The organism is Acinetobacter sp. ACIN00229 (assembly GCF_016106645.1).
Taxonomy (GTDB): domain Bacteria; phylum Pseudomonadota; class Gammaproteobacteria; order Pseudomonadales; family Moraxellaceae; genus Acinetobacter; species Acinetobacter oleivorans.
Window position 1 is genome coordinate 1 of the sequence record NZ_JADWOM010000026.1, and the last position, 25,869, is coordinate 25,869.

General features: G+C 38.5%; 21 protein-coding genes. 12 read left to right on the top strand and 9 right to left on the bottom strand.

Annotated features, from left to right (window positions below):
• Positions 1-159 precede the first annotated feature (159 nt).
• From I7H67_RS17900 to I7H67_RS17910, 3 genes are read right to left on the bottom strand one after another with little or no spacing between them, the layout of a single operon-like run.
• Positions 160-768 carry an OB-fold-containig protein gene (locus tag I7H67_RS17900; protein WP_005306154.1) on the bottom strand — a complete coding sequence of 203 codons (609 nt, stop codon included), beginning with the start codon at positions 766-768 and terminating at the stop codon, positions 160-162.
• A gap of 25 nt (positions 769-793) precedes the next feature.
• On the bottom strand, positions 794-1,102 hold the full coding sequence (locus I7H67_RS17905; protein ID WP_003652095.1) for a Rieske (2Fe-2S) protein: 309 nt from the start codon (positions 1,100-1,102) through the stop codon (positions 794-796).
• A gap of 16 nt (positions 1,103-1,118) precedes the next feature.
• A complete protein-coding gene (locus I7H67_RS17910) occupies positions 1,119-2,123 on the bottom strand; it encodes an adenosine kinase (RefSeq protein WP_198308483.1) in 1,005 nt (334 codons plus the stop codon).
• Between the two features lie 236 nt (positions 2,124-2,359).
• On the opposite strand from I7H67_RS17910, the gene I7H67_RS17915 reads away from it, so the two are divergent.
• From I7H67_RS17915 to I7H67_RS17925, 3 genes are all read left to right on the top strand, one after another.
• A complete protein-coding gene (locus I7H67_RS17915; protein ID WP_198308484.1) occupies positions 2,360-4,465 on the top strand; it encodes a TonB-dependent receptor in 2,106 nt (701 codons plus the stop codon).
• A 251-nt stretch (positions 4,466-4,716) separates the two neighbouring features.
• Positions 4,717-7,656 carry an insulinase family protein gene (locus I7H67_RS17920; RefSeq protein ID WP_198308485.1) on the top strand — a complete coding sequence of 980 codons (2,940 nt, stop codon included), beginning with the start codon at positions 4,717-4,719 and terminating at the stop codon, positions 7,654-7,656.
• A gap of 20 nt (positions 7,657-7,676) precedes the next feature.
• A complete protein-coding gene (locus I7H67_RS17925) occupies positions 7,677-8,828 on the top strand; it encodes a phospholipase A (protein ID WP_005306142.1) in 1,152 nt (383 codons plus the stop codon).
• 42 nt (positions 8,829-8,870) lie between these two features.
• Here the strand turns inward: I7H67_RS17925 and I7H67_RS17930 are convergent, their stop codons facing one another.
• The 3 genes from I7H67_RS17930 to ilvA form a co-directional block, all read right to left on the bottom strand.
• A complete protein-coding gene (locus I7H67_RS17930) occupies positions 8,871-10,208 on the bottom strand; it encodes a TrkH family potassium uptake protein (RefSeq protein WP_192835695.1) in 1,338 nt (445 codons plus the stop codon).
• A gap of 17 nt (positions 10,209-10,225) precedes the next feature.
• Positions 10,226-10,876, bottom strand: coding sequence for a potassium channel family protein (locus I7H67_RS17935; protein ID WP_005306134.1), 651 nt, complete (start codon positions 10,874-10,876; stop codon positions 10,226-10,228).
• A 145-nt stretch (positions 10,877-11,021) separates the two neighbouring features.
• Positions 11,022-12,569, bottom strand: coding sequence for a threonine ammonia-lyase, biosynthetic (ilvA, locus tag I7H67_RS17940; RefSeq protein ID WP_171056849.1), 1,548 nt, complete (start codon positions 12,567-12,569; stop codon positions 11,022-11,024).
• Positions 12,570-12,670: 101 nt separating this feature from the next.
• On the opposite strand from ilvA, the gene rpiA reads away from it, so the two are divergent.
• Positions 12,671-13,342, top strand: a complete 672-nt coding sequence (gene rpiA, locus I7H67_RS17945; protein WP_049836852.1) for a ribose-5-phosphate isomerase RpiA — start codon at positions 12,671-12,673, stop codon at positions 13,340-13,342.
• Positions 13,342-14,022 carry a SprT family zinc-dependent metalloprotease gene (locus tag I7H67_RS17950; protein ID WP_198308486.1) on the top strand — a complete coding sequence of 227 codons (681 nt, stop codon included), beginning with the start codon at positions 13,342-13,344 and terminating at the stop codon, positions 14,020-14,022. The genes rpiA and I7H67_RS17950 overlap by 1 nt, the downstream gene beginning before the upstream one ends.
• On the opposite strand, the gene I7H67_RS17955 is transcribed toward I7H67_RS17950, so the two are convergent.
• Positions 14,019-15,542 (bottom strand): hypothetical protein, encoded by a 1,524-nt coding sequence (locus tag I7H67_RS17955; RefSeq protein ID WP_198308487.1) that lies wholly within the window; start codon positions 15,540-15,542, stop codon positions 14,019-14,021. The genes I7H67_RS17950 and I7H67_RS17955 overlap by 4 nt on opposite strands.
• 184 nt (positions 15,543-15,726) lie before the next feature.
• Between I7H67_RS17955 and argC the strand changes: the two genes are divergently transcribed.
• The 6 genes from argC to I7H67_RS17985 all read left to right on the top strand — a co-directional run bounded on the left by argC (position 15,727) and on the right by I7H67_RS17985 (position 22,173).
• The gene (gene argC / locus I7H67_RS17960) at positions 15,727-16,782 is read left to right on the top strand and encodes an N-acetyl-gamma-glutamyl-phosphate reductase (protein ID WP_198308488.1); all 1,056 of its coding nucleotides are present in this window, start codon (positions 15,727-15,729) and stop codon (positions 16,780-16,782) included.
• 75 nt (positions 16,783-16,857) lie between these two features.
• Entirely contained in the window at positions 16,858-17,616 is a 759-nt protein-coding gene (locus I7H67_RS17965) for a DUF6776 family protein (protein ID WP_128825192.1), read from the top strand.
• 9 nt (positions 17,617-17,625) lie between these two features.
• Positions 17,626-18,039: an ATP-dependent Clp protease adapter ClpS gene (clpS, locus tag I7H67_RS17970; RefSeq protein ID WP_002121129.1), complete on the top strand. Its 414-nt coding sequence runs from the start codon at positions 17,626-17,628 to the stop codon at positions 18,037-18,039.
• Positions 18,040-18,048: 9 nt separating this feature from the next.
• On the top strand, positions 18,049-20,325 hold the full coding sequence (gene clpA / locus I7H67_RS17975) for an ATP-dependent Clp protease ATP-binding subunit ClpA (RefSeq protein ID WP_005306114.1): 2,277 nt from the start codon (positions 18,049-18,051) through the stop codon (positions 20,323-20,325).
• 3 nt (positions 20,326-20,328) lie between these two features.
• A complete protein-coding gene (locus I7H67_RS17980) occupies positions 20,329-20,691 on the top strand; it encodes a YnfA family protein (RefSeq protein WP_005306112.1) in 363 nt (120 codons plus the stop codon).
• 426 nt (positions 20,692-21,117) lie between these two features.
• Positions 21,118-22,173, top strand: a complete 1,056-nt coding sequence (locus I7H67_RS17985) for a 3-deoxy-7-phosphoheptulonate synthase (RefSeq protein ID WP_198308489.1) — start codon at positions 21,118-21,120, stop codon at positions 22,171-22,173.
• Between the two features lie 47 nt (positions 22,174-22,220).
• On the opposite strand, the gene I7H67_RS17990 is transcribed toward I7H67_RS17985, so the two are convergent.
• Together I7H67_RS17990 and I7H67_RS17995 are read right to left on the bottom strand one after the other, a co-directional pair.
• Positions 22,221-23,138, bottom strand: a complete 918-nt coding sequence (locus tag I7H67_RS17990; RefSeq protein WP_111854097.1) for an alpha/beta fold hydrolase — start codon at positions 23,136-23,138, stop codon at positions 22,221-22,223.
• A gap of 2 nt (positions 23,139-23,140) precedes the next feature.
• Positions 23,141-23,701 carry a PadR family transcriptional regulator gene (locus I7H67_RS17995; protein WP_005306103.1) on the bottom strand — a complete coding sequence of 187 codons (561 nt, stop codon included), beginning with the start codon at positions 23,699-23,701 and terminating at the stop codon, positions 23,141-23,143.
• A gap of 135 nt (positions 23,702-23,836) precedes the next feature.
• On the opposite strand from I7H67_RS17995, the gene I7H67_RS18000 reads away from it, so the two are divergent.
• The gene (locus I7H67_RS18000) at positions 23,837-25,861 is read left to right on the top strand and encodes an NADPH-dependent 2,4-dienoyl-CoA reductase (RefSeq protein WP_198308490.1); all 2,025 of its coding nucleotides are present in this window, start codon (positions 23,837-23,839) and stop codon (positions 25,859-25,861) included.
• The last annotated feature ends 8 nt before the right edge of the window (positions 25,862-25,869 follow it).

Consider the following 25,869-nt stretch of genomic DNA (forward strand, 5'->3'; position numbering starts at 1 on the left):
TTTTATTTAATACCAACTAAAATGGTTATATATAATATTTATTAACTTTATTTCCAACTAAGGTGCTCGGAATAATAATTAATTAAAAAGGAAAATAATAAAATGCAGGCGTAATGAAGCCTGCAAAAAGTGATAGGAAACTACAAGAATAATTAAGAGTTAATCGGGTGCAAAAAGATCGTTGGATACAGAAATTTTCTTAGCTACATAATGGCTTTTATGCACTCTAACAAGAATAACTTGAGAGTATAATTCGAGTTCGCCGTACTCTGGTTCTACTTGAACGTAGTGTAGCTGACCAAATTCATCACGCACGCGGGCTTGGGCAGAAAATCCAGGTCTGGCATTACCACTGGAAATAGTTGCTAATCGCCCTAAAAGGTTATAGTTGGTATGAGTGAGCTTAGGCTTAATCACTTGGTCAAGGCAGTGAATCATGAACACAGTAAAAAAGATTGCGATCACAAGTGCAGGGACGATTAAATAAAATGGGGAAATAAAATAATGTTGTATTGCGAAGAAAGAGAGTTGTAAAAAATAGCCTGCATAACTGAAATTGATGAGTAAAAAAACGAAAATTAGAGCTTTAGAAAATTTAACATTAAGTAGCGGCGAATTAGAAAGCCAATCGGGTGCAATTTTTTTGAGTAATTGACTTGGACGGAGTCCAATATACATACCAATGGTTTCTACCACGCTGAGCAATATCAAAGCCACTACACTTAAGTGAAATGGCATAAGATAATAATTGAAAAAGAAATCAGCCATGGCAGAAACTCTAATGTTTATAGCTTCAGTCTACGATATAGATACCGCCATCTGAATGTACTTTAAGCTCAACTTTATTTAAAAAATCGCCTAAACATGGTCCAGAAATACATTCACCTGTTTCCACGGTAAATAAAGCACCATGAGTAGAGCATTGGATGTATTCTTGATCTTGGTCAAGAAATTGATTTTCTAAATACTCAAGCTCAGTTTGCAAATGAGGGCATAAATTCTGATAAGCATAGAATGCGCCGTCACGTTGCGTAACGAAAATAGTCGTTCCTTGTAAAGTGTCAAAAGCTCTAGCTTCACGCTCAGGAACTTCTTCCGTCATACAGATCCTTTCCATTTCAAGCACATTCCTTCTGAAAATTTTCAAGAAGTTTAGCATAATCATTAATTGCTAAACGTGGACCAAATTGAGAAACAACTTCACTCGAGATTAAGACAGCTAACTGTGCAGCAGCATTTAAATCTTGATGATAGTTGAGGGCATAAAGGAATGCGCCTGCAAATGCATCGCCTGCACCATTTGTATCAACGGCTTCTACATGACGGCCTGCCACATGGAAATGTTGGGTAGGGTTAGAAACTAAAGCACCTTTAGCACTTTGTGTAATGACTACTGTATGATTTTTAAAACGTAATTGAGCAAGAGCATCTTCTACAGATGTTGTATTGGTATACATTAAGGCTTCTTGTTCATTACAAAATAGTAAATCTACGCCATCATCCATAAGTTCTTCCAAGCCTTCGCGAGCGTATTGCACCATCGCAGGATCTGAAAGAGATAGGGCAATTTTAACACCATTTGCTTTTGCAATTTCTCTCGCTTGTTTTACAGCTTTACGCGCTGTTTCACTTGTAGAAAGATAACCTTCAATATAAAGCCATTTTGCTGTTTTTAATGGTTCAAAATCGATTTGATCTTGAGAGAGTTCAGCCGTGATACCTAAATAGGTGTGCATTGTGCGTTCAGAGTCAGGGCTAATAAGTACCATACAAGTACCTGTCACACCTTCACTGATCGATTTTGGGGTAGTCTTAATGCCAGCTTCATTTAGACCTTGCAGATAAATTGAACCTAAATCATCGTTACCAACACGGCAACCATAAAAAGCAGTTCCGCCTAATGCACTAAAGGCCACGGTCGTATTTGCTGCCGAACCGCCACTCGCTTGACCTTTGTAGTCTTGGTGCTGTCTTAACTCTGCATAAAGAGCAGATTGAGTGTCACCATCGGACAACTGCATTGTGCCTTTTTGCAAGCTTTGTTGATTCAGAAAATCATCAGACACTTTAAATTCTTGGTCGATTAATGCATTACCAATTGCAAAAAGATCTACAGTTGCCATATGTGTTGTCACAAATAAAAAATCAGGTTGCTAAGTTTACACCATTGCTTGGATTTGCTGTAGTTTGTTGAATAAAATTCATTTAATTCAGCGATTAATGGAAAATTATTGTTTGACTAAGCTATTGAAATGCTACTTTTAATAAATATTATCAATTAATAATGATTCTTGCTAATATTTACAAATACAGTGTACTTCATTGAAACTTCGCATGAAATTTTTCGTAGCGAACTTACATGAAGCGTTCAATTTTATTTATTTCATCAGTTGGGGTTATGACGAGCCATGTATATGCCGTCGAGGCAGAGCAACAGGCTGTAACCAACCTTCCAACAATTTCAGTAAAAGCTGAAAAGGAACAAAGCTTAAAACAAGAAGTAGGACAAGCATCAACTGCAACTAAAGGACTTATGCAATTAAAAGATGTTCCTCAAATCGTAAATGTGGTGCCTAAACAAGTTTTAAGAGAGCAGACTGTGACCTCTATGCAAGGTGCCTTGCAAAACGTTGCTGGTCTAAGCTTTAGTGTGGGCGATGGGCAACGTGATCAGGTCATGATTCGTGGTTTCTCTGCAATCACAGATAACTATGTAGATGGTATTCGTGACGATGCATTGTATTTTCGCGACATGTCGAATGTTGAACGTATTGAAGTATTAAAAGGGCCTGCTTCTGTATTATATGGACGTGGTTCTGCGGGTGGATTAGTTAATAAAATTAATAAAAAACCAATGGACGAATCTTTGCGCGAAGTCAGTCTTATTGGCGGCACAACAGGGCAACGTCGTGCAGAAGTCGATGTGAATGAAAAAGTAGCAGAGAATGTTAAGGTTCGTTTAACTGGAGCAGTTGAAGATTCAGATGGTTATCGTGATCAGGCTTTTTTAAAACGCCAAGCGGTTGCTCCATCTTTACAATGGGATATTTCAGACAAGACGAAGCTTTTAATTCAGGCTGACTATTTGCATGATGACCGTTTAGCAGATCAAGGTTTTCCGACAGATCCAATTACAGGTAAACCAGTTAAAACAAACCCTAAAACTTTTTATGGTGCATTAAACGGTAAAGAGGTTGGTGATGTTGATACTGAAATTTCAAGCCAAACCATAAGCTTAGATCATGAGTTTAACGATAATCTAAAATATCATGGTGCAGTTCGTCACTATAACTATTCATTAGACCGTCAATACAGTGTCGATTCACATCAAGATTCTGCAAAAAATAAATTGCCCTCTGATCAAATTCAATTGATTCAAAATAAACGTTTACGCAACGAAGATGGCGTCTATGTTCAGCAAGAATTAAGTAGTTTATTTAATACAGGATTTTTAAAACATAACACTTTGATTGGTGCTGAGTACAGTAAGCAGCACAAAGATGAACTCGTGTGGAGCAAAGCTCGTCAAATTACAAATATATTTAACCCAGAGCTTGAAAATTGGGCTCCATTAGATACAAGTGTAGCTGCGGAAACTAATAATAGTAATACATTTGAAAACTATGGTATCTATTTACAAGATTTAATGACAGTTACAGATCAGCTGAAAGTTTTAGTTGGTTTACGTTACGATAATTTATCGCAAGATCGTAATAATAAAGTGAAATCTCAAATATTAAATAGAACTGATAACACCTATTCTCCAAGAATCGGGGTGGTTTATCAGCCAGTAAGTAATATTTCACTCTATACTTCTTATAATCGATCTTTCCAGCCTTTGGCTGATTCATTTGTTTTATATAAAAATAGTGATGATTTGAGTCCAACAAAAACCGAAAATATTGAGGTTGGTGCAAAGTGGGATGTAAGTGATCAATTGAATGTGACATTGGCTTTGTTTGAAATGAGCCAAACAAATATTCAAAATCAAGACCCTACAGATTCAACACTAGCAGTATTAGCAGGTGAGCAAAAAACCAAAGGTGTTGAACTTTCATTAACAGGACAATTAACTGATCAATTATCAGTATTAGCTGGCTATTCGTATATGGATGGTAAGATTGAAAAATCCGCTATTGGACTGACAGGCAATCGTTCTGCGCTTACGCCAAATAACACCGTTAACTTATGGTTAAAATATCAAATTAATGATCATTGGTATGCGGCTGTAGGTGGTCGTGGTGAATCATCACGTTTTAGTGCGCCAGATAACAAAAACGTTTTACCAGGGTATGCTGTTGTAAATGCAGCCTTAGGTTATCAAAGTGAACGTTACGATGTGAACTTCAACTTAAATAACTTGTTTGATCGTGATTACTTTGTTTCCGGACATAGCGGAGCCAATGATTCAAACATGATGGGCGATCCACTGAATGCCCAAATTGCACTTCGTTATCGATTTTAAGTAAAAGTTTTTCTAAAAGCTCATCGACTTGATGGGCTTTTTTATTTATTGGTTAATATATAAATAGAATTAAAAGCTTTTGTTCTGGTAGGATAAAACACTCATGGCTATGTGCTTGATATCAAAGCCTTGCCAATGAAAACTAATACTCAACAAAAACATAGTATTTTACTTGGCTTTTGTTCGCCAATCTCAAGCTGACTCAGGCTATAATGAGACTTATTCACTTATCCGATATGTTAGGAGATCACATGACTGTAGATGTCACTGAAACCATTTCTCAAACTGTTCACCCTGCGTTTCAGTTGCTACGTCAGCACCATGTAGAAGCATTAGATATTTTAGTGTCTGAATATAAGCATAAAGTCACAGGTGCGGTGCATTATCACTTGGCAACTGACTATGATGAAAATGTATTTCTTGTTGCTTTTAGAACTCAGCCTATGGACTCTAAAGGCACGGCACATATTTTAGAACATACCGCTTTATGTGGATCTGAAAAGTTTCCGGTACGTGATCCGTTCTTTTTAATGATTCGCCGTTCTTTAAATACGTTCATGAACGCATTTACAGCAGCAGATTGGACTGCGTATCCATTTGCTACTCAAAACAAAAAAGATTTCCAAAACTTACTTTCTGTTTATCTTGATGCAGCATTTGCTGCTAATTTGAATCCGCTTGATTTTGCTCAAGAAGGTATTCGTATTGAACTAGAAAATGGGCAACCTGTTTATAAAGGTGTTGTTTTTAATGAAATGAAAGGTGCGATGAGTGCACCGTCTGACCAACTTTATCATCAGTTGGCTCATCATTTATTTCCTGAAACGACCTATCATTACAACTCAGGCGGCGACCCGAAAGATATTCCTGATTTAACTTATGAGCAGTTAGTCGATTTTTACAAGGTACATTACCATCCAAGTAATGCTGTATTCATGACCTTTGGTAATCAAACAGCATATGAACTACAAGAGCAATTTGAAAAACTAGCTCTACATAAGTTTTCTGCTGGAACAACTCTATATTCTAAGCCCGAAAAACGTTTAGCAGCGCCAATTGAAGTAAAAGAAAACTATGGTGTTGATAGTGATGATTTAAAAGATAAAACTTATCATGTTCTATCTTGGTTATTACCAGAAGCAAATGATGTGAAATTGCGTTTGGGAATGCGTTTGGTTGAAGGAATTTTGTTAGAAAATTCAGCTTCACCACTGCGTCATTACCTAGAAACTTGTGGTTATGCTCAATCCACAGGTCCATTAATGGGCGTAGACGACAGTAATTTTGAAATGACTTTCTACTGCGGTGTTCAAGGTTCAAACCCAGAACATGCACAAAGCTTTAGAGAGGGTGTTTTAAATATTCTGCGTGATGTTGCTGCAAAACCAATTGACAGTAATTTAGTCGATGCAATCTTGCATCAGATTGAGTTGCATCAGCGTGAAATTAATGGTGACGGTACACCTTATGGCTTAAGTTTAATTTTAAATGGCTTAAGTGGTGCGATTCACCATAATGACCCAATTCAAATTTGGGATGTTGATAGTGCAATTGCACAAGTTAAAGAAGAGTTGAAAGACCCAATGTGGTTATCAAATCTGATTCAAACACATTTGCTTGACAACCCACATCGTGTGCAAATGACTTTAGTTCCAGACCCAACTAAGTCTGTAAAAGAGCAAGAAGCAGAAAAAGCACGTTTAGTTGCTATTGGTGAAAAGTTAACAGATGCTGATAAGGCTGAAATTATCGCTAATACCAAGGCGCTAGAGGAACGTCAGGATACTCCAGACAACCTTGAACTATTACCAAAAGTAGGTTTGGAAGATGTACCTGCTGACTTGCATATTGTGCAGGGGCAGTTACGCGAAATTCTTTGTAATCGTATGGATACACCGTTGAATTTGTACCATGCTGGTACGAACGGTATTTACTATCAACAAGTACTCATTCAGATTCCTGATGATATTGTGAAGTCACCTTACTTCAATTTGCTTTCTATCTTAATGGGTGAAGTAGGTGCAGGTGAATATGACTATCTTGAACTACAAAACTTACAAACAGCTGTAAGTGGTGGTTTAGGAATGGGCGCTTCATTACGTAGTAAAGTTGATGACAAAGATAAAATTAGTGCTTGGTTAACCTTAACGACTAAATCGTTAACTCAGAAGTTTGATGCAATTCATTTATTAAAATTAGCATTTGAACAGCTTCGATTTGATGAGAAAGAGCGAATTATTGAGTTATTGCAACAACGTAAAACACGTTGGCAATCTCGCTTATCTGGAGCAGGCCATAGCTATGCCATGCAAATCGCATCACGTAATATGAGTGCATTGGCTCAACGCGACTATCAAAACACTGGTTTAGGTGCATTAAACTGGTTAGGTGAGCTTGTTACTAAGATTACTCAAGACTCTGCTGCATATGACGATTTGATTGCAGAATTAAAACGTATTCATCGTAAATTATTGCAAGCACCTAAACAGTTCTTGCTTGTATGTGAAGAACATCATTCTGAACGTTTGGTTGAAGAAATCCAAAATGTTTGGGATAAACTAAATGTTGATGCATCCGCAACAGAGTTAACCCACGTAGAACAGGTAAATGACAATAATCATGAAGCATGGTTAATTCAGGCAAATGTTCAGTTCTGTGCTTCAGCCTATCAGGCGGTGGATGTGTCGCATCCAGATGCAGCGCCGTTAATGGTATTGGCAGCTTATTTACGTAATGGCTTCTTACACAGCGCCATTCGTGAGAAAGGCGGTGCGTACGGTGGTGGAGCAAGTTATGATGGGAATGCGTGTTCATTCCGTTTCTATAGTTACCGTGACCCGCGTTTAGCAGAAACTTTTAAAGACTTTGAAGCAAGTGTGCAATGGTTATTAAATACAGAACAACAGCCTCATCAGCTTGAAGAAGCGATTCTTGGATTAGTTGCAAGTATGGATAAGCCAGGTTCACCAGCGGGTGAAGCGATTACTGCATGTTATGCATTATTGCATGCAAGAACACCAGCTTTCCGCCGCCTCTTGCGTGAGAGATTGTTGCATGTAACTTTAGATGATTTACAACGTGTTGCTCGTCAATATTTGGTTGAGCAAACTCCTGTAAAAGCTGTAGTTGCACCATTTGCCAAACGTGATGAATTGCAGCAATTAGGTTTTACCATTCAACAAGTTAATTAAAATAAAAATTGGAGATGAACATGGCGTTCAGACAATTTGAACGCACATCTTTACAGCTAAGCATGGGAATCGTGCTTAGCTGTTTGTGTGCGTCTGTGACATATGCTGACACCTTGGCACCTGTAACCCCCGCGACAGTAGATGCATGTGTTGCTCTTGCTTCGAATGCCGATCGTCTGGCTTGTTATGACTCTGTATTTAAGCCATCAGCTTTACCAGTTATTCAAGCTGCGGCTGTACCAGAGCCTGTTAAAAAAATTGATGCACCTGCTGTTCCACCTGAAACCTTTAAAGAGAAGGTGGTAGATACAGTGAGTAATATCAAAATAATTGGTAAAGCACCGAAAATTGAACCTACTACTTCTTTGCTTGATCAACGTTGGGAGTTGTCCGAAAAAAGTAAACTAGGGGTTTGGAATATTCGTGCTTATCAGCCCGTCTATTTACTACCTGTATTCTGGACCAGTGACAAAAATGAGTTGCCACATAGTCCGAACCCAAATAATACGGTAACAGAAGATCAAAACCTGAAATCAACAGAAAGTAAATTTCAGATTTCTTTAAAGACCAAAGCTTGGGAAAATATTTTTGGTAATAATGGTGATTTGTGGGTAGGTTATACCCAATCTTCACGTTGGCAGACATTTAATGCTGAAGAGTCTCGTCCTTTCCGTGAAACGAATTATGAGCCTGAAGCAAGTTTAATGTTTAGAACAAACTATGAATTGCTTGGTTTAGATGGACGTTTGCTTGGGGTTACTTTAAACCACCAATCAAATGGTCGTTCAGATCCATTATCTCGTAGCTGGAACCGTGTGATTTTTAACGTTGGATTAGAGCGCGGTAACTTTGCTGTAATGCTTCGTCCATGGATTCGTCTGGAAGAAGACAGCAAAGATGATAATAACCCAGATATTGAAGATTATGTTGGTCGTGGTGATTTAACAGCATTTTATAAGTGGAAGCAGAATGATTTCTCTTTAATGCTGCGTCATTCGTTGAAAGGCGGTGATGATTCTCATGGTGCTGTTCAATTTGATTGGGCTTTTCCAATCAGTGGTAAATTGCGTGGACACTTCCAGTTGTTTAATGGTTACGGTGAAAGTTTAATTGACTATAACCACCGAGCAACCTACGCGGGCTTGGGTGTTTCACTCATGAACTGGTACTAAGTTTTTACTTATAAAAAAGCCGCTTTAAAAGCGGCTTTTTTATTATCCAATTTGAATATTGGCTTGGGGATGTTTGAGCCGACTTTTTTTCGGTGTGGCAATTAGATAAGCCAGCGTTAAAGGCCCGAGTCGTCCGGCAAACATGAGCAGACTTAAAATGAATAAACTACCATTATGCAGCTCTGGCGTGATTCCACGAGAAAGCCCCACTGTACAAGCTGCGGAAACAACCTCAAAAAGCAAGTTCATAAAGTCTGCTTTAGGCTCTAAAAGCAAAATAATAAAGAATCCCATAAAAATGAGTATGCTTGTAATTGCAGTTACAGCTAAAGCTTTATAAGTCGTTTCGTGTGCGACTGAATGATTAAATATTCGGATTTCATCTGTGCGACGTAAAAATGAAATCACACTGAGTACTAAAATGACAAAGGTCCCAACTTTAATTCCACCAGCTGTACTGAGTGAACCACCACCAATAAACATAAGCAACATCATGAGTAACGAGCTGCTGTTGGTCATTGCGCCTGTATCAATGGTATTAAACCCTGACGAGCGTGGAACAGTGGCTTGAAACCAAGCATTTAACGCTTGATCACCTACACTGAGCATTCCTAGGGTATGAGGGTTTTGAGCTTCTAAAGCCCAAATTAAAATAAAGGCAATAAGGTTAATCACTGTAATCGTTGTAAGAATCAGCTTGCTATTCGGTGTGAGTTTTTTCCATTTTTTATTTTGCTTAATGTCCATGAGAACTAAAAAGCCAAGGCCACCCAAGGTGTAAAGTATGCTAACAGTTATACAAATCATATAATTGCTTTGAAAACTGATTAAACTGTTAGAAAATAATGAAAAACCAGCATTGTTAAATGATGAAATGCTGTAAAAAATCGCATAGTACAATCCACGTGCGAAGCCGTAAGTCGGTGTAAAAGCAGTAGTGAGAATAATTGCACCAATAAGCTCAAAAATAAGAGTGTAAGTAACAACCCCTTTAGCAACAAACGTAACTTTTGATAGGCTCGTTTGACCTAAACTATCTTGTGCCATCATTTGCTGTTTAAGGCCAACTTTGGGTGACAAACTTAACGCAGCCAATATGGCAAAAGTCATGAAACCCAAACCACCCGATTGAATCAGCAATAGAATAATGGTTTGTCCGAACAGGGTAAAAGACTCATGAATATTTAAAACAGATAAACCAGTAATTGTGACTGCTGAGGTGGCTGTAAAGAGTGCATCCATCCAGCTCACATGACCTGTATTGGCAAATGGCAGTTTTAATAATAAAGTACCAAAAATAATAAAGCCCAAAAAACCCAGTGCCAAGAGTGAAGGAGGGCTTAAATTTAATGTTTTATTGGGCTTGGGATATATAGACATATTCTAGATTTCGCCTCTTATGTGAAGCAATGAGAAAGTTTCTTTAATTGCGGTAAATGACCTTCTAAAATAAGAATGTCATGCGTCTGCAAGGTGAAATTTTCTTCGGTTTCAAACAAAATTTGCTGCTGTCTTTTTACGAGCAATGTTTTAACCTGTGGCGCTTGCTGCATAATGCCATATAAGTTAATGCCATTAAGCTTGTCAGGAATTTCAATTTTTATAATGTAGTGATCGTCTTCTAAAGACATATAGCGACTAACCATTGGATAGTTCAGTGCTTGGGCAACTCGTACCCCCATATCTTCTTCAGGATGAATAATTTTATTAATATTGAGGTGAGACAAAATGGTGTGATGTGCTTTGGTTTTCGCCTTTACCCAAATCTTGTCTATACCTAAATTTTTTAAATTGAGTACACACAAGATACTTGCTTCAATATCCTCACCAATTGCGACCACAACTGCATCACAGTTTTGAATATTAAGTTCATCAAGTACGTGTTCGTCAGTCGCATCGGCAATGACGGCATGAGTTAAAACGTCGGCAAGATTTTCAACATTCTTTTTTACCGTATCAATGCCAATAACATCATGATTTAATTTTGTGAGCTCTTGAGCAACAGTTGCTCCAAAACTTCCTAAGCCAATGACTGCAAACTGTGCCATATTGATCCTTGTTTCCTGATTAGACGTTTATTTTTAAGGATATTTTCTTTGAGATAAAGAGAGGCAATGTAAATATGAGGGGAATATTAAAAGAATTATATGAATAAGCCGACAAATTTGTCGGCTTATTCATCAAAATTGAAGATTATTTCAAGAAACGTTTGTAGCCAACATTATTCGTAATTTCTGCATACGGATAACTAATCTGCTCAAGAGTTTCAATTAGACCATCAGGGTTCTGCTTCGCATCGGTTGCTTGTAAACCGACTAAAACACGTCCTTCTGCTGCGCCATGATTACGGTAATGGAACAACGTAATATTATGGGTTGGGCCTAAACGAGTTAAGAAGGTTAAAAGGGCACCTGGACGTTCCGGGAACTCAACACGGAACAATCTTTCATCATCTATATTTGCGTGACCACCAATTAAATAACGAATATGTAGTTTGGCAACCTCATCATCAGAGAGGTCATCTACTACATAATTTTGTTGCTTTAATTGTTCTAAAATTTCATGACGCTCTGCATCACCACCTTTTAAGCTAATACCAACAAATACTTGCGCTTCATCTGTATTGTTTGCTCGGTAGTTAAACTCGGTAATATTACGACCTTGTAAAGCACGGCAGAAGCCTAGGAATGCGCCTTTTTCTTCAGATAAGGTCACCGCATAGATCGCTTCGCGTTGCTCACCTAACTCAGTACGTTCAGCAATATAACGTAGGCGATCAAAGTTCATATTGGCACCGCATACAATCGATACCATATTTTTATTGCTGATTTTATGTTCAGTAATGTATTTCTTGATACCAGCAAGGGCCATTGCACCAGATGGTTCAACAATACTGCGGTTTTCATCAAACGTATCTTTAATGGCAGCACAGATTTCATCTGTATTTACCGTCACAATATCTGGATCAACAATTGGGCCTGAGTTATCAGATTTGCGCAAACGAATAATATCAAATGGTAAAGCGCCAATTTGTGCAACAGCTGTACCATCTGCAAACAAGCCTACATGCGGCAAGATTACTCGCTCATTGGCTTCTAAAGCTGCTTTTAAACATGCAGACTCTTCATATTCAACACCAATAATTTTCACATGGGGTGCAACTTCACCAAGGTAAGCTGCTACACCTGAAATTAGGCCACCACCACCTACAGCAACAAACACATATTCTACATCACGCCATTGACGTAAGATTTCATTTGCAATTGTGCCTTGACCAGCAATAACAAGTTCATCGTCATAGGGTGGAATGAATACAAGGCCTTCAACTTCGGCACGTTGCTGTGCATATTTATTTGCTACATCAAAACTATCACCATGTAACACAACTTGACCGCCCAAGCGTTTAACTGCTTGAACTTTAATATCAGGAGTCGTGCTTGGCATAACAATAATTGCTGGAATTCCTAAGCGTTGACCGGATAATGCTACACCTTGAGCATGGTTACCAGCAGAGGCACAAATTACCCCACGTTCGAGTTGTTCTTTAGGTAACTGGCTAATACGGTTATAGGCACCACGTAATTTAAAAGAAAAAACAGGCTGTAAATCTTCCCGCTTAAAACGAATTGTATTATTTAATTTTTGACTAATTCGTGGAGCTGCTTCGAGAGGCGTTTCAATTGCAACATCATAAACCGTTGCTTGTAAAATTTGTCGTACCACACGAGACAGCATGTTCATCTTCCCTATAACAGTTTAAAATAGGAAATTATTGTAGCAAACCCTTGTGCATTTGCGCCGATTATTGGTGCATAAATGTCAAAAAATAGTTGAGTGATGTCATGAGTCTATATGCAACCCAAGATGAAAAGAAACAAGCTGCTGCGAAAGCTGCTTTAAAACACTTGCCCAAAGGCGGCATTTTGGGGGTTGGGACTGGAAGTACCGTAAATTTTCTAATTGATTTATTGCCTGAATTACAATTAGAAGCTGCTGTGGCAAGTTCTCAAGCAACTGCCGATCGCCTTAAAAAATTAGGTATCGAAGTTGTAGATATGAACCATGTGGGTGGTTTAGATGCCTATGTTGATGGTGCAGATGAAATTGACCGTCATATGCATATGATTAAAGGTGGCGGTGCTGCATTAACACGTGAAAAAATTGTAGCTTCAATTGCTAAGAAATTTGTTTGTATTGTTGATGATTCAAAATGGGTTGATCAACTCGGACGTGATTTTCCACTTCCAGTAGAAGTTATTCCAATGGCTCGTTCTGCTGTAGCTCGTAAGTTGGTAAGTTTAGGTGGTGACCCAGTTTATCGTGAAGGTGTAGTAACAGATAACGGTAATGTGATTTTAGATGTATTTAATCTTAATATTTTAAATGCACTTGATTTAGAAAAAACCATTAACAATATTCCAGGCGTTGTGACTAATGGTATTTTTGCGTTAAACCCAGCAACGATTGCAATTGTTGCAACAAATAATGGTATTGAAGAGCGTACTGCACAGTAATGTCTGTGGAAATGCCAGAAATTAAAATCGTTCGCCACGTAAGAGCAAGAAAATTGCGCTTACGTGTTGAGCCTGCTTCAATCCGTCTCACGGTTCCTTTGTTTTGTAGTAAAAAACAAATTCAGCAGTTTTTGGCTCAATCTGAACAATGGTTGACCGAGACGTGGAATAAGCAACAAAATGTTCAATCGGCATCGATTGAAATTCCTTCTGAGATTTATTTTTTTAATAAAGACCAACCGTTTCAGGTCATTGTTCAAAAACAGCATCGAGTTTTTCAATTCGATTGGGAAAGCAGTTGTTTATTTCTTAAAGACACGCAGCCATATTTGGCATTACAAAGTGCAGTGATTGCGTTTGCAAAACAAGAGTTACCCGAGCTTTTAAAAGAGTTAAGCGAACACACTCATTTGGCTTATAGAGAATGTACAATTCGCCGTCCGAAAACTCGTTGGGGAAGTTGTAGTAGTCAGCATAATATTATGCTACATGCAGGATTAGTATTGATGCCACACGAGATTGCTCGTTATGTGGCTATTCATGAATTAGCTCATACTAAACATTTTGACCATAGCCCAGCTTTTTGGGCTGAAGTTGAAAAATACGATCCATATTTTCAAAAACACCGCAGACAACTTAAATCAAATCCGTTGCCTGCATGGTGGTATGTCTCAAACTAACTAAAACTACATTCTAGTTGTGGTGTTTGTAAGTTATCTGGTGCTTTTCGGCTGTCTAAACCTGCTTTAGCACTCACGATTTTATTTGCTTTAATTGATAGTTGTATAAAGTTGTATTGCTGCGTTGAGTTATTTGGTTCGGCGGAACTTGAGTTGAGTAAATAACTTGAGCTTGCAGCATCTATTTGCAATAAATTATCTGTACTATCCGCACTTAAAGCAGAACGATAAGTCTGTAATCCTTTAATAAGTTCGATTTGTCCATTCGCACGGAAATTAAGCTGGCAACCTGTTGCAGTGTCTTCGTAATGACCCACTAAATAATCTGTAGCAGGTAGTTTTGGGTCGGAAAGATTAATGCTGGTCAAACCTTGTTTGCAAGGATATGCAGAACCGTTGCAGGTGGCTGTAATACCGCTAAAACCTACAGCACGACGATAATCACCAGCACCATCTATGCGGAAAAAGTCAGTCGTATTTCCGACAGGTACGACTCCTGAATATAGTTTCTTTTGCAGAAGGTCATAACCTGTTTGATCTAGAGTGGATTGGCTTTGGGCATCGGCTAATTTAAAAGTAGCGGTTCTTAAATTGGTTGCAAAATTATCGCGTGTAGCTTTTTGATTAGCTGCGATATCTAACAGTGTATTTTTGACTGGATCAATATTATCTGGAGCAGATGCGAAAATAGGGGTAAATGTTGTTTGATCACCATGAAGTTTTTTCCCATCTAAAAAGCCATCTTTTAAATCGGTTGCCAAACTTTTAATAAGCTCTTGGTATGAGGTGGTTCCACCATAAACAGTTGACCAATATTGTAAGTAGCCAAAGCTAAGATAGCTATCCACATATGTACTAGGTTTTTTAGTTGAATACTGCAATAAATTTAAAACTGTAAGAGGATTGGCTGGATTTAAACTTGGAATATCGGCATCTTTGAATGCATTAAGAAGTGATCTATAAACATCTTGAGAAGCTAAATCTACATGCAATTGCTCAATGCGGGTTGGGTCAATCGTTTCTTGAGGGAGTTGTCCCGAGCGTATCACAGCCCGTTGGTAAACCGCTTCACTGCTTGGGCTGATGAATAGGGTTCTGCCACTTACACTGTTTGGTGTAATAAACGCATGATAAACGCCAGAGAAATTTTGGTATGTTGAAGTAATCGGATCAAATACTTGAGATGAATTTTGAGTCGTAATTTCTATGCGATATAAACGACTTAATTTAGCAGTAGGAATTTTGACATTAAAGCTGTTTAAACTCGCAATTGAAGTATCTACTAAAACAGAATTGGTGGTGTTGTCATATACTTTGAATTGGATATTACGAATTTCTACAGGGGATTTAACAGTAACATCCGTTGTTGCCTCAGGAGTAGGATCAACAGGTGTTGGAGTGCTTGGTGAACTACCGCTACTACTGCCTCCACCTCCGCAACCAACAAGAGCAGCACTTAAAATTAATGTGCTTAAACCAAGGTAAGTGCGTAATTTTGTTTCTTTTGATTGATGAAGCATCCTAGCTCTCCAAAATTAAATCTGATATTTATTTGCTGATATTTGTTTAGTTCTGACAGTTGAATAAGTGCTATCTAATTGTCGCTAAAATTAAAAAAATTAAAATTACCAAGCATGAAATGGTTTTGTAAGCTTGGACATCCTGTCATACTACAACACAAGTATAGATTCAAAAATTGAGGTAATGCACGTGATTTCTGTCGGAATTGTTGGTGGAACGGGTTATACAGGCGTTGAACTATTACGTATTTTATTACGACATCCTAAAGCGCAGGTTCGAGTTCTTACTTCACGTACAGAAGCGGGCAAACCAGTCGCAGATATGTTCCCTAATTTACGAGGACATACTGATCTTCAATTTTCTGATTTAAATATTGATGATTTAAAAAAGTGTGATGTTGTATTTTTTGCTACACCGCATGGTGTTGCGATGCAGCATGCAAAAGAATTGATTGCGGCTGGTACTAAAGTTATTGATTTGGCTGCTGATTTTCGTTTGCAAAATCTTGAGCAGTTTGAGAAATGGTATGGGATGGAGCATGCTTGTCCAGACGTTCTAGAAAAATCAGTATATGGTTTGGCTGAATTAAACCGCGAAAAAATTAAACAGGCGCAAGTTATTGGTAACCCTGGTTGTTACCCGACTACCGTTCAATTAGGTTTGGCACCACTTTTGAAATCAGCGCAAGCATTGATTGAAACAAAAAATATTATTATTGATGCGAAGTCAGGTGTTTCAGGAGCTGGCCGTAAAGCAAGCTTAGGCATGATCTATAGTGAAAATGCTGATAATTTCAAGGCCTATGGGGTTGCGGGTCACCGTCATCATCCGGAAATTGTTGAAGCATTGGAAAATATTTCTGGGCGAAAGGGTGGCTTTGAAGGGCTCTTATTTGTTCCTCATTTAGTTCCAATGATTCGCGGTATGCTCAGCACAATTTATGTCGATTTGACAGAAACTGGAAAACAAACTGATATTCAGGCATTGTATGAGCAATTTTACGCAAATGAAAAATTTGTTGATGTGATGCCTGCTAACAGTTCGCCTGAAACACGTAGTGTGCGCGGTGCGAATGAGCTTCGTATTGCTTTATATAAGCCGCAGCCGAATAAACTTATTATTCTTGCGGTACAAGATAACCTTGTGAAGGGTGCATCTGGTCAAGCTGTACAAAATATGAACCTTATGTTCGGCTTTGATGAAGATGAAGGCTTACAAGGGATTGGTTTATTACCATAAAAAACTCTTTTTTGCTTCACACACATTTAAATTTCGATTTAAATGTGTGTCTTGACTCTGATCTTAAACACTGAGATGACGATGCAAAACTCTGGACAGACGACTTCAGCAGAAAGTTCGTTGCAAAAGAAAAATTTTTTAAATACTAATAAACCTTTGTTTATTGGTGCGGCTATTTTAATGAGTGGTTGTCTTGCGCTCGGCTATACAATTGGACACCGTCAAGGTTTAACTGTTGTAGGTTACGATGCAGATGCAGAGCAATTGGTTGAAGTGGTGCAAAAGCAGAAAACAGCTTTAGATGCGGTTAATAAAAGCCTGAACGCTGCGGTACAAGAGCGTGATGTTGCTGTAACAAATGCAAATGATCTGTTTGAAGCTCTTAATCAGGCCAACGCTGATAAAACGCAGCAAGAAGGTATGAGTAATATCTACCGAGATATCTTGAGGCAGCGTGGTGGTTTAAGTTTGACCATTCAAAATTTGGCAATCAAACCTTTGCCTGAAAATGCTTATGAATATCAGTTGGATCTAGTACAGGTAAGCCCAAGTAAGCGCCGTGCTTCAGGATCAATTGAGATAAGACTCATTAAAGATACAGAAGTTTTAGTTGTACCACTTGAAGCTAAAAGCTTTAACTTTAGTGACTTCGAGCGCTTAACAGGTCGTTGGACGATGCCTAAAGGTTTTACACCTCAATTTATTGAGGTACGTTTAACAGGCGGCTCTGATACACCAGTTATTAAACGTTTTAGTTGGCAGCGCGGTAAACCTGTCGAAACATCTTCTGCTTTCGTGGCAGAAATTCCTCAAGCTGAAGCAAATTCACAATAGTAACATCCTATGCGAACAAATAAGCGTCAAACAAACTTAAAAGATATTAAGGCTTCTTTTCAGCAGTCTGGTTATGTCGATTGGCACTTCCATCCACGCTTAAGTGATTCGCAAAACGAAGATCATGACGGAGAGGTTGTTGTACAAACAGCACCTCCTGAACTCAAGCGTCCGCCATTGTATGCAGTCGTATTAATGAATGATGATTACACGCCAATGGACTTTGTAATTGAAATTTTACAACAATACTTTGCAATGAATCTTGACCAAGCAACTCAAGTAATGCTAACAGTACACTATGAAGGTAAAGGTATTGCTGGGGTATATCCAAGAGACATCGCGGAGACCAAAGCAAACCTTGTTAATAATTACGCTCGATCGCAAGGTCATCCATTACTTTGCCAGATTGAGCCTAAAGCATAAGGGGGTTACATGCTCAGTCGTCAATTAGAAGTATCATTACGTTTGGCTGTTAGCATGGCTCGTCAAAAGAGACATGAGTTTCTTACAGTTGAACATTTATTATTAGCACTACTCGACAACGATTCGGCCGTGAATGCTTTAAAAGCATGTGGGGCTGATATAGTTTCTTTACGTAAAGAATTAGAAGAATATGTAGAACAACATACTCCTAAGCTTGGCGAAAATAGCGAGCAAGCGCCTCATCCAACAGAAAGTTTCGACCGCATTTTGCAACGTGCTATTTTCCACGTGCAATCAAGTGGCGGCGATCGTACTGTTGAAGGCGCAGATGTTTTGGTCGCAATGTATTCAGAGCGTGATTCTTTTGCTGTGTATTTGCTTAAACGTCATCAAATCAATCGATTGACATTGACTCAATACTTGTCTCATGGGACACGTAAAGATGAAGTTCAAGTTGAAGAAGAAGTTGAAGATATTGAGGGTGAAACTAGCGCGGGCAATGCAGGACCATTAGAGCTTTATACGCTGAACTTAAATGTTGAAGCGCAAAAAGGCAAAACTGATCCACTTATTGGCCGTGAAAAAGAAATTGAGCGTACAGCACAAATTCTGTGCCGCCGTCGCAAAAATAACCCATTACTTGTTGGTGATCCGGGTGTTGGTAAAACCTCGATTGCTGAAGGTTTAGCATGGTTAATTGTGAATGGTAAGGCGCCTAAACCTTTAAGTCAGGCTGAAGTCTATAGCTTAGATATTGGAGCATTAGTTGCTGGGACCAAATATCGCGGTGACTTTGAAAAACGTTTAAAACAATTGCTTAATGCTTTGAAGAAAAATCCAAATGCGATTTTATTCATTGATGAAATTCATATGATCATTGGCGCAGGCTCAAGTATGGGCAGCACAATGGATGCTTCGAATTTGATCAAACCGGCTTTGGCTAATGGTACTTTACGTTGTATCGGTTCAACGACGTTCCAAGAATATCGTCAGGTTTTTGAAAAAGATCATGCGTTATCACGTCGTTTCCAGAAAATTGACGTCAATGAGCCAAGTATTGCTGAAACAATTGATATTTTGCGTGGTTTAAAATCTAAATTTGAAGATTTCCACCACGTACAATATGACGATAAGGCTTTGGTATCAGCTGTAGAGCTTTCTGCTAAATTCATTAATGATCGTTTCTTGCCAGATAAGGCAATTGATGTGATTGATGAAGCTGGTGCTCAGCGTCGTTTGAAAGCTGAAAGCGATGATAGTTTGATTACGGTAGAGAATATCGAAGATATCGTTTCTAAGATTGCTCGTATTCCGCCTAAAACTGTCTCTAAAGATGATAAGTCAGTGCTTGAAAATCTTGAGCGTGATTTAAAACGCGTTGTGTTTGGTCAAGATGAGGCAATTACTGCTTTAGGCTCAGCGATCAAGTTGTCTCGTGCTGGGTTGAAATCACCAGATAAGCCAGTGGGTAGTTTTGTTTTTGCTGGACCAACAGGTGTCGGTAAAACCGAAGTGACTAAGCAACTTGCGAAGCTGTTAGGTGTTGAGCTTGTGCGTTTCGATATGTCTGAATATATGGAACGTCATGCAGTTTCACGTTTGATTGGTGCACCTCCGGGTTATGTGGGTTATGACCAAGGTGGGCTATTAACTGATGCGATTCATAAGAACCCACACTGTGTTTTATTGCTAGATGAAATTGAGAAAGCACATCCAGATGTGTTTAATCTGTTGCTACAAATCATGGATCATGGTGCTTTAACGGATAACAACGGACGTAAGTCAGACTTTAGAAACGTTATTATTGTCCTGACTACGAATATTGGCGCAGAAAGTATTTCTCGTGCGAGTATTGGTTTTACTGAACAAGATCATAGTTCTGATAACCAAGAAGCAATGAAACGTGCTTTCTCACCAGAGTTCCGTAACCGTCTAGATAGTGTTATTCAATTCAAGTCATTACCAACAACTGTGATTGAGTCTGTGGTTGATAAATTCTTAACAGAATTACAAGCACAACTAGATGACAAACAAGTTGTACTTGATGTGGATCAAAGTGCTCGTGATTGGTTGGCAACAAATGGTTATGACCGCTTGATGGGTGCACGTCCAATGCAACGCCTCATTCAAGAACACTTGAAGAAACCACTAGCTGAAATGATTCTGTTTGGCGAACTTGCAGATCATGGTGGTAATGTGGCTGTATCAGTGAAAAATGAAGATGGCAAAGCTGTTGGCTTAAAACTTGAAGTTTTTGAAGATCATCATACGGCAGAACCAGCGTAAGTTATGTTAATTGATAGTCTTGCTATAACCCGAATACTAAGTGTATTCGGGTTATTTATTATCACAGCAATTGCTGAAATTCTTGGTTGTTATTTCCCTTATCTGATTTTAAGAGAAGGCAAGTCTGCTTGGCTGTGGCTACCTACAGCTTTAAGTCTAGCTGTCTTTGTATGGCTGCTGACTTTACATCCAGCGGCTTCTGGGCGCATTTATGCTGCATATGGCGGTATTTATATTTTTACTGCTCTCATGTGGTTGCGTTTTGTGGATCAGGTTGGATTAACAAGATGGGATATATTGGGTGGTCTAATTGTGCTTTGTGGAGCTGGCTTAATTATTTTACAACCACAAGGGCTGATTCGTTAACACAATGAATGAATCAAATCTTAAGCGTGAAAATAAGAAGTTTTTTCTAAAAAAAGACTTGTCAAAGCTCTCAACAATGCGTATTTTAGATTTAAGGAACATTTTTTTTAATATTTGAGATAAAGATGTTAAATCTATCTGTGAACACTAACGCTTACTATTACTTTTGGCAATTTAGATAGTTGCCTGAGCGTATTCGGGCATGAGAAAGTTGCCCATCACAGTTAATACCTGATCGGCAACCCCGATCAGGTTTTTTTATGCTTTATCTTTTTTGAATTGAGGAACTTAAAATGAACAACATGACTTATTCGTATTTTAGCAACTTTTATTGGTTTTACTTTTGCTTACCTTTACCAACGAATAGATCCAAAACGCTCAAATAAATGATCGGACTGAATAGATTGCAGTCCCAAGGAAAAACCAATGAATGCCCTAAATACTTTATTGACACAAAGCAATACAAAAGAAACACCAGTTAGTTTACCTGTCCAGTTAAAAGCAAAATATCCGCTTGCACACTCTTTCGTGCGTCAAATTGCCGAACATCGCCAAACTATTCAAAATATTCTTAACGGCAACGATCCTCGGTTAATGGTAATTACGGGGCCTTGTTCAATTCATGATCCGGTTGCAGTACTTGAATACGCTGAAAGATTGCAAAAATTACAAGAAAAAGTAAAAAATCAGATTTTTATCGTGATGCGTGCATACATTGAAAAACCTCGTACAACTGTGGGTTGGAAAGGTTTCATGTACGATCCAAATTTAGATGGCTCATCAAATTTACAACTTGGTTTAGAAAAGTCTCGCGAACTTTACCTGCAAATTATTGAAAAGGGTTTGCCCATTGCGAGTGAAATTTTAAGCCCAATGGCAACTGGTTATTTTGATGATTTATTGGCTTGGGGCGCAATTGGGGCTCGTACGAGTGAATCTCAGATTCACCGTGAAATCTCAAGCCACATGCCATACAGTATTGGTTTCAAGAATGGTACAGATGGTTCAATTCAGATTGCATTAGATGCAATTCAGTCAGCACAAAATGAGCATCAATTTTTAGGAATGAATCAACAAGGTTTGCCTTCAGTAATTCAGAGCGCTGGCAATCCATTACCACACTTGATTTTGCGCGGAGCAAATCATGGGCCAAATTACGATTTAGCTTCAATTCAGGCGATACGAGAAAAACACAAACAAAATCTTCCTACATTAGTTATTGACTGTAGTCATGGCAATAGCAGTAAAGATCCGTTGCGTCAGCCAGAAGTTTTACAGCAAATCGTTGCTGAACGTTTAAAAACCCAAGTAAAGGGTGTCATGATTGAAAGTCATTTGGTTGATGGTAGCCAAAAGATTTCTTGTGATATGACATATGGGCAGTCAGTAACTGATGGTTGTTTAGGTTGGGAAAAAACCGAGCAACTTTTGTTAAGTGTTTCTGAGCAATTAAAAGTGAAAGAGTTAGCTCATTCTGCTTAATCATTTGTCGACTTAAAAAGGGATCTACGAATAGATCCCTTTATTTTTTAAGAAGCATGTTTTAGTTCTGATAAGAATGTAGTGATTTCATGCCCAAATTTTTTCGGCTCGGTTAATAAAGGTGTATGGCCTGAGCGCTCAAAATATATTGCTTTTGCGTGTTCAACACTATGTGCAATAAGAGTCTGTCCAGTTTCTGGATAAAGCGTCGAGTTGCGACCAATAAAGAAGGTTGTTGGGCATTGTAATTGTTGAATAGCTTCACGATAATCTTCATTGTGATAAAGATAATTTTCGACATACCAAAACAAATAATCTAAACGCTGAATTGGTAATAAGTATTTTTGTAGAAAAGGCTGTTTTAGTGCTGTTTTAAAAACTAAAGGGCTAAATGGATTGCTACTTTGTAACTCAATAAAATCTACCCAAAGACGAACCAGTTCTTGTCGATCTGGAAGCGCTAATTCATAAAGATATTTGGCATTTTTATGCTTTGATAATAATTGATAGATATCATTTAATAATTGTTTGAACTGAGGGTGTAGAGGGCCGAATAGGCCATATTCCCATGTTGAATCCACAGATATTTTTGGTGTTTGATCGATATGCAAATAGGCTTTTAATTGCTGTGCTAGATGAGCATGCTTCATACCATGCATGGCCGTTGTAGCACCCATTGAATAACCCATTAGGATAAAGTTATCGAGTTTTAATTGTTCTATTAAATGGGCGACATCTTGCCAGTGGCTAGAAATTGCATCTTGTTCAGGGATTGCACAGTTCTTTGAACCACCAAAACCACGCCAATCTGGAATGATAAACTCATAATCTTTACGGTTTGCATAAATAAAAGGGAGCCATTGCCAACTTTGCATGCCAAGACCAGATAAAACCAAAACTGGTTCACCACGACCAACACGACGAACAAATAAATTTTCCCGATCGGGCATGGTGTAATATGGCATGACTATTCTCCGGCTACGCTATCTTGAGCAAAGCGTTTTAATTGAGGGATGACTTGTTCCAACCATTTGATCCATTCACTTTCCATCGTAATCCCAAGTTCTAAGATCATTTTGTGAATGTATAACACACGGTTATCTAGATCATCGTTATCTTTAAAATCCTTATCATAAATACTTTGATAAAGTTTTAGTTTCTCTTGATGTAAACCAAGATGTCTTAACAGCTCAGGTAATATCTGATTATTGCTCAATTGTGCTTCAGCACGCAATCTAACCATTAAATCATCACGAAGCTGCGCGGGTTCACTTTGTTGTGTCATCCATGAAGCTAGTTCAATACGCCCCAATTGCTCAACTTGATAGGTTTTTTTTCGACTATTTTCCATTTCATTTTCTAACGTTGAAACCCAACCCTTTTTTAGCATGTGGTTGAGTTCACGATAAATTTGCTGATGGGTAGCATTCCAGAAAAAACCGATTGAACGGTCAAACCGGCGGGCAAGTTCGAACCCTGTACTTGGTCGTTCAAGCAAACTGGTTAATAAAACATGAGGAAGTGACATAGCAATCCGGTTTGTAAGCAAAAGTAAAGTGTGACTGATGAGATTATGCAACATGTTGCATAAAAGTCAAAATTTGATTATAAATTAATGCAACAAGTTGCATTAGCAAGCTTATTGCTAGCCAAAGGAGAAAATATGTCAGCTTATCCGCATTTATTGAAGCCACTTGATTTAGGCTTTACTACTTTAAAAAACCGTGTGCTTATGGGGTCTATGCATATTGGTTTAGAAGAAGCACCACAGGGATATGAACGCATGGCTGCGTTTTATGCTGAGCGTGCAAAAGGTGATGTGGGTTTAATTGTAACTGGTGGTGTTTCTCCGAATGATGATGGTGTTGTATTTAGCCATGGTACGAAGTTAGATACAGTTGAAGAAGCTGAAAAACATAAAGTGATTACCCAAGCTGTTCATGAAGCTGGCGGTAAAATTGCAATGCAGATTTTACATACTGGGCGTTATTCTTATCAGGCAAACAACGTTGCTCCTTCAGCAATTCAAGCACCGATTAACCCAATTAAGCCAAAAGCTTTAAGTTCTGCCGAAGTGCAGCAGACCATTGATGACTTTGCAAACTGCGCCAAACTTGCTCAGTATGCGGGTTATGATGGTGTGGAAATCATGGGTTCTGAAGGTTATTTAATTAATGAGTTCATTGCCGCGCGTACGAATCATCGTGATGATGAATGGGGCGGTAGTTATGAAAACCGTATTCGTTTTCCTATCGAAATTGTAAAACGTACACGGGCATTAGTAGGTGAAAACTTTATCATTATTTATCGTCTATCGATGCTTGATTTAGTTGAAGGTGGTTCAAGTATTGAAGAAGTGATTCAGCTTGCAAAAGAAATTGAAAAAGCAGGTGCAACTATTATTAATACAGGGATTGGCTGGCATGAAGCTCGTATCCCAACAATTGCGACCAAAGTTCCTCGTGCTGCGTTTACGTGGGTTACTGAAAAACTTAAAGGTGAAGTCTCTATTCCTTTAGTTACTTCTAACCGAATTAATACACCAGAAATGGCTGAACATGTGTTGGCATCCGGTCATGCTGATATGGTGTCTATGGCACGCCCAATGCTCGCTGATGCTGAGTTTGTATTGAAGGCAAGCGAAGGCCGTAGTGATGAAATTAATACATGTATTGGCTGTAACCAAGCTTGTTTAGATCATATTTTCTCAATGAAAATCGCAACTTGTTTAGTGAACCCGCGTGCATGTTATGAAACTGAACTTATTTTTAAAGATGCACAAGTCCAAAAGAATATTGCTGTTATTGGGGCGGGACCTGCGGGTTTAAGTTTTGCTGTATATGCAGCTGACCGTGGACATCAAGTTAAAATTTTTGAGGCTAGTCATCAAATTGGTGGCCAATTTAATATTGCAAAGACTGTTCCTGGAAAAGAAGAGTTCTATGAAACCTTACGCTACTTTGCTCGCCAAATTGAGTTACGACCAAACATTGAGTTGATTTTGAATCATAAAGCAACTTATGAAGAATTAAGCCAAGCAAATTTTGATGAAATTGTGGTTGCAACTGGTGTAACGCCTCGTCAATTACAATTTGAAGGTATTGATCATCCTAAAGTTCTCAGCTATTTACAAGTTTTAAAAGAACGTGTGCCAGTGGGACAGCGTGTAGCCATTATTGGGGCGGGTGGTATTGGTTTTGATACGGCAGAATATCTCACTCACGAAGGTGAAAGTGGCAGTTTAAACCCAGAAAAGTTTTATGAAGAATGGGGAATTGATACTCAATATGAGCATGTAGGTGGTTTAAAGCAGCCAAAAGTTGAGACTTCTGAACGAGAAATCTATTTACTGCAACGTAAGACTGCTGTTGTCGGTGCCGGTTTAGGTAAAACTACAGGATGGATTCATCGTGCAGGCCTTAAAAATCGCCAAGTTAAAATGCTTGCAGGGGTTCAATACAACAAAGTAGATGATCAGGGCTTACATATCACTATAGATGGGCAACCAAGTGTGCTTGAAGTTGATCATGTTGTGATTTGTGCGGGTCAAGAATCTTTCACTGCAATGTATGACCAATTAAAAACAGATGGAAAAAATGTTCATTTAATTGGCGGTGCTAAAGAAGCGGGAGAGCTAGATGCAAAACGTGCAATACGTCAAGGTGCTGAACTAGCAGCAGTACTATAAATTTTGTG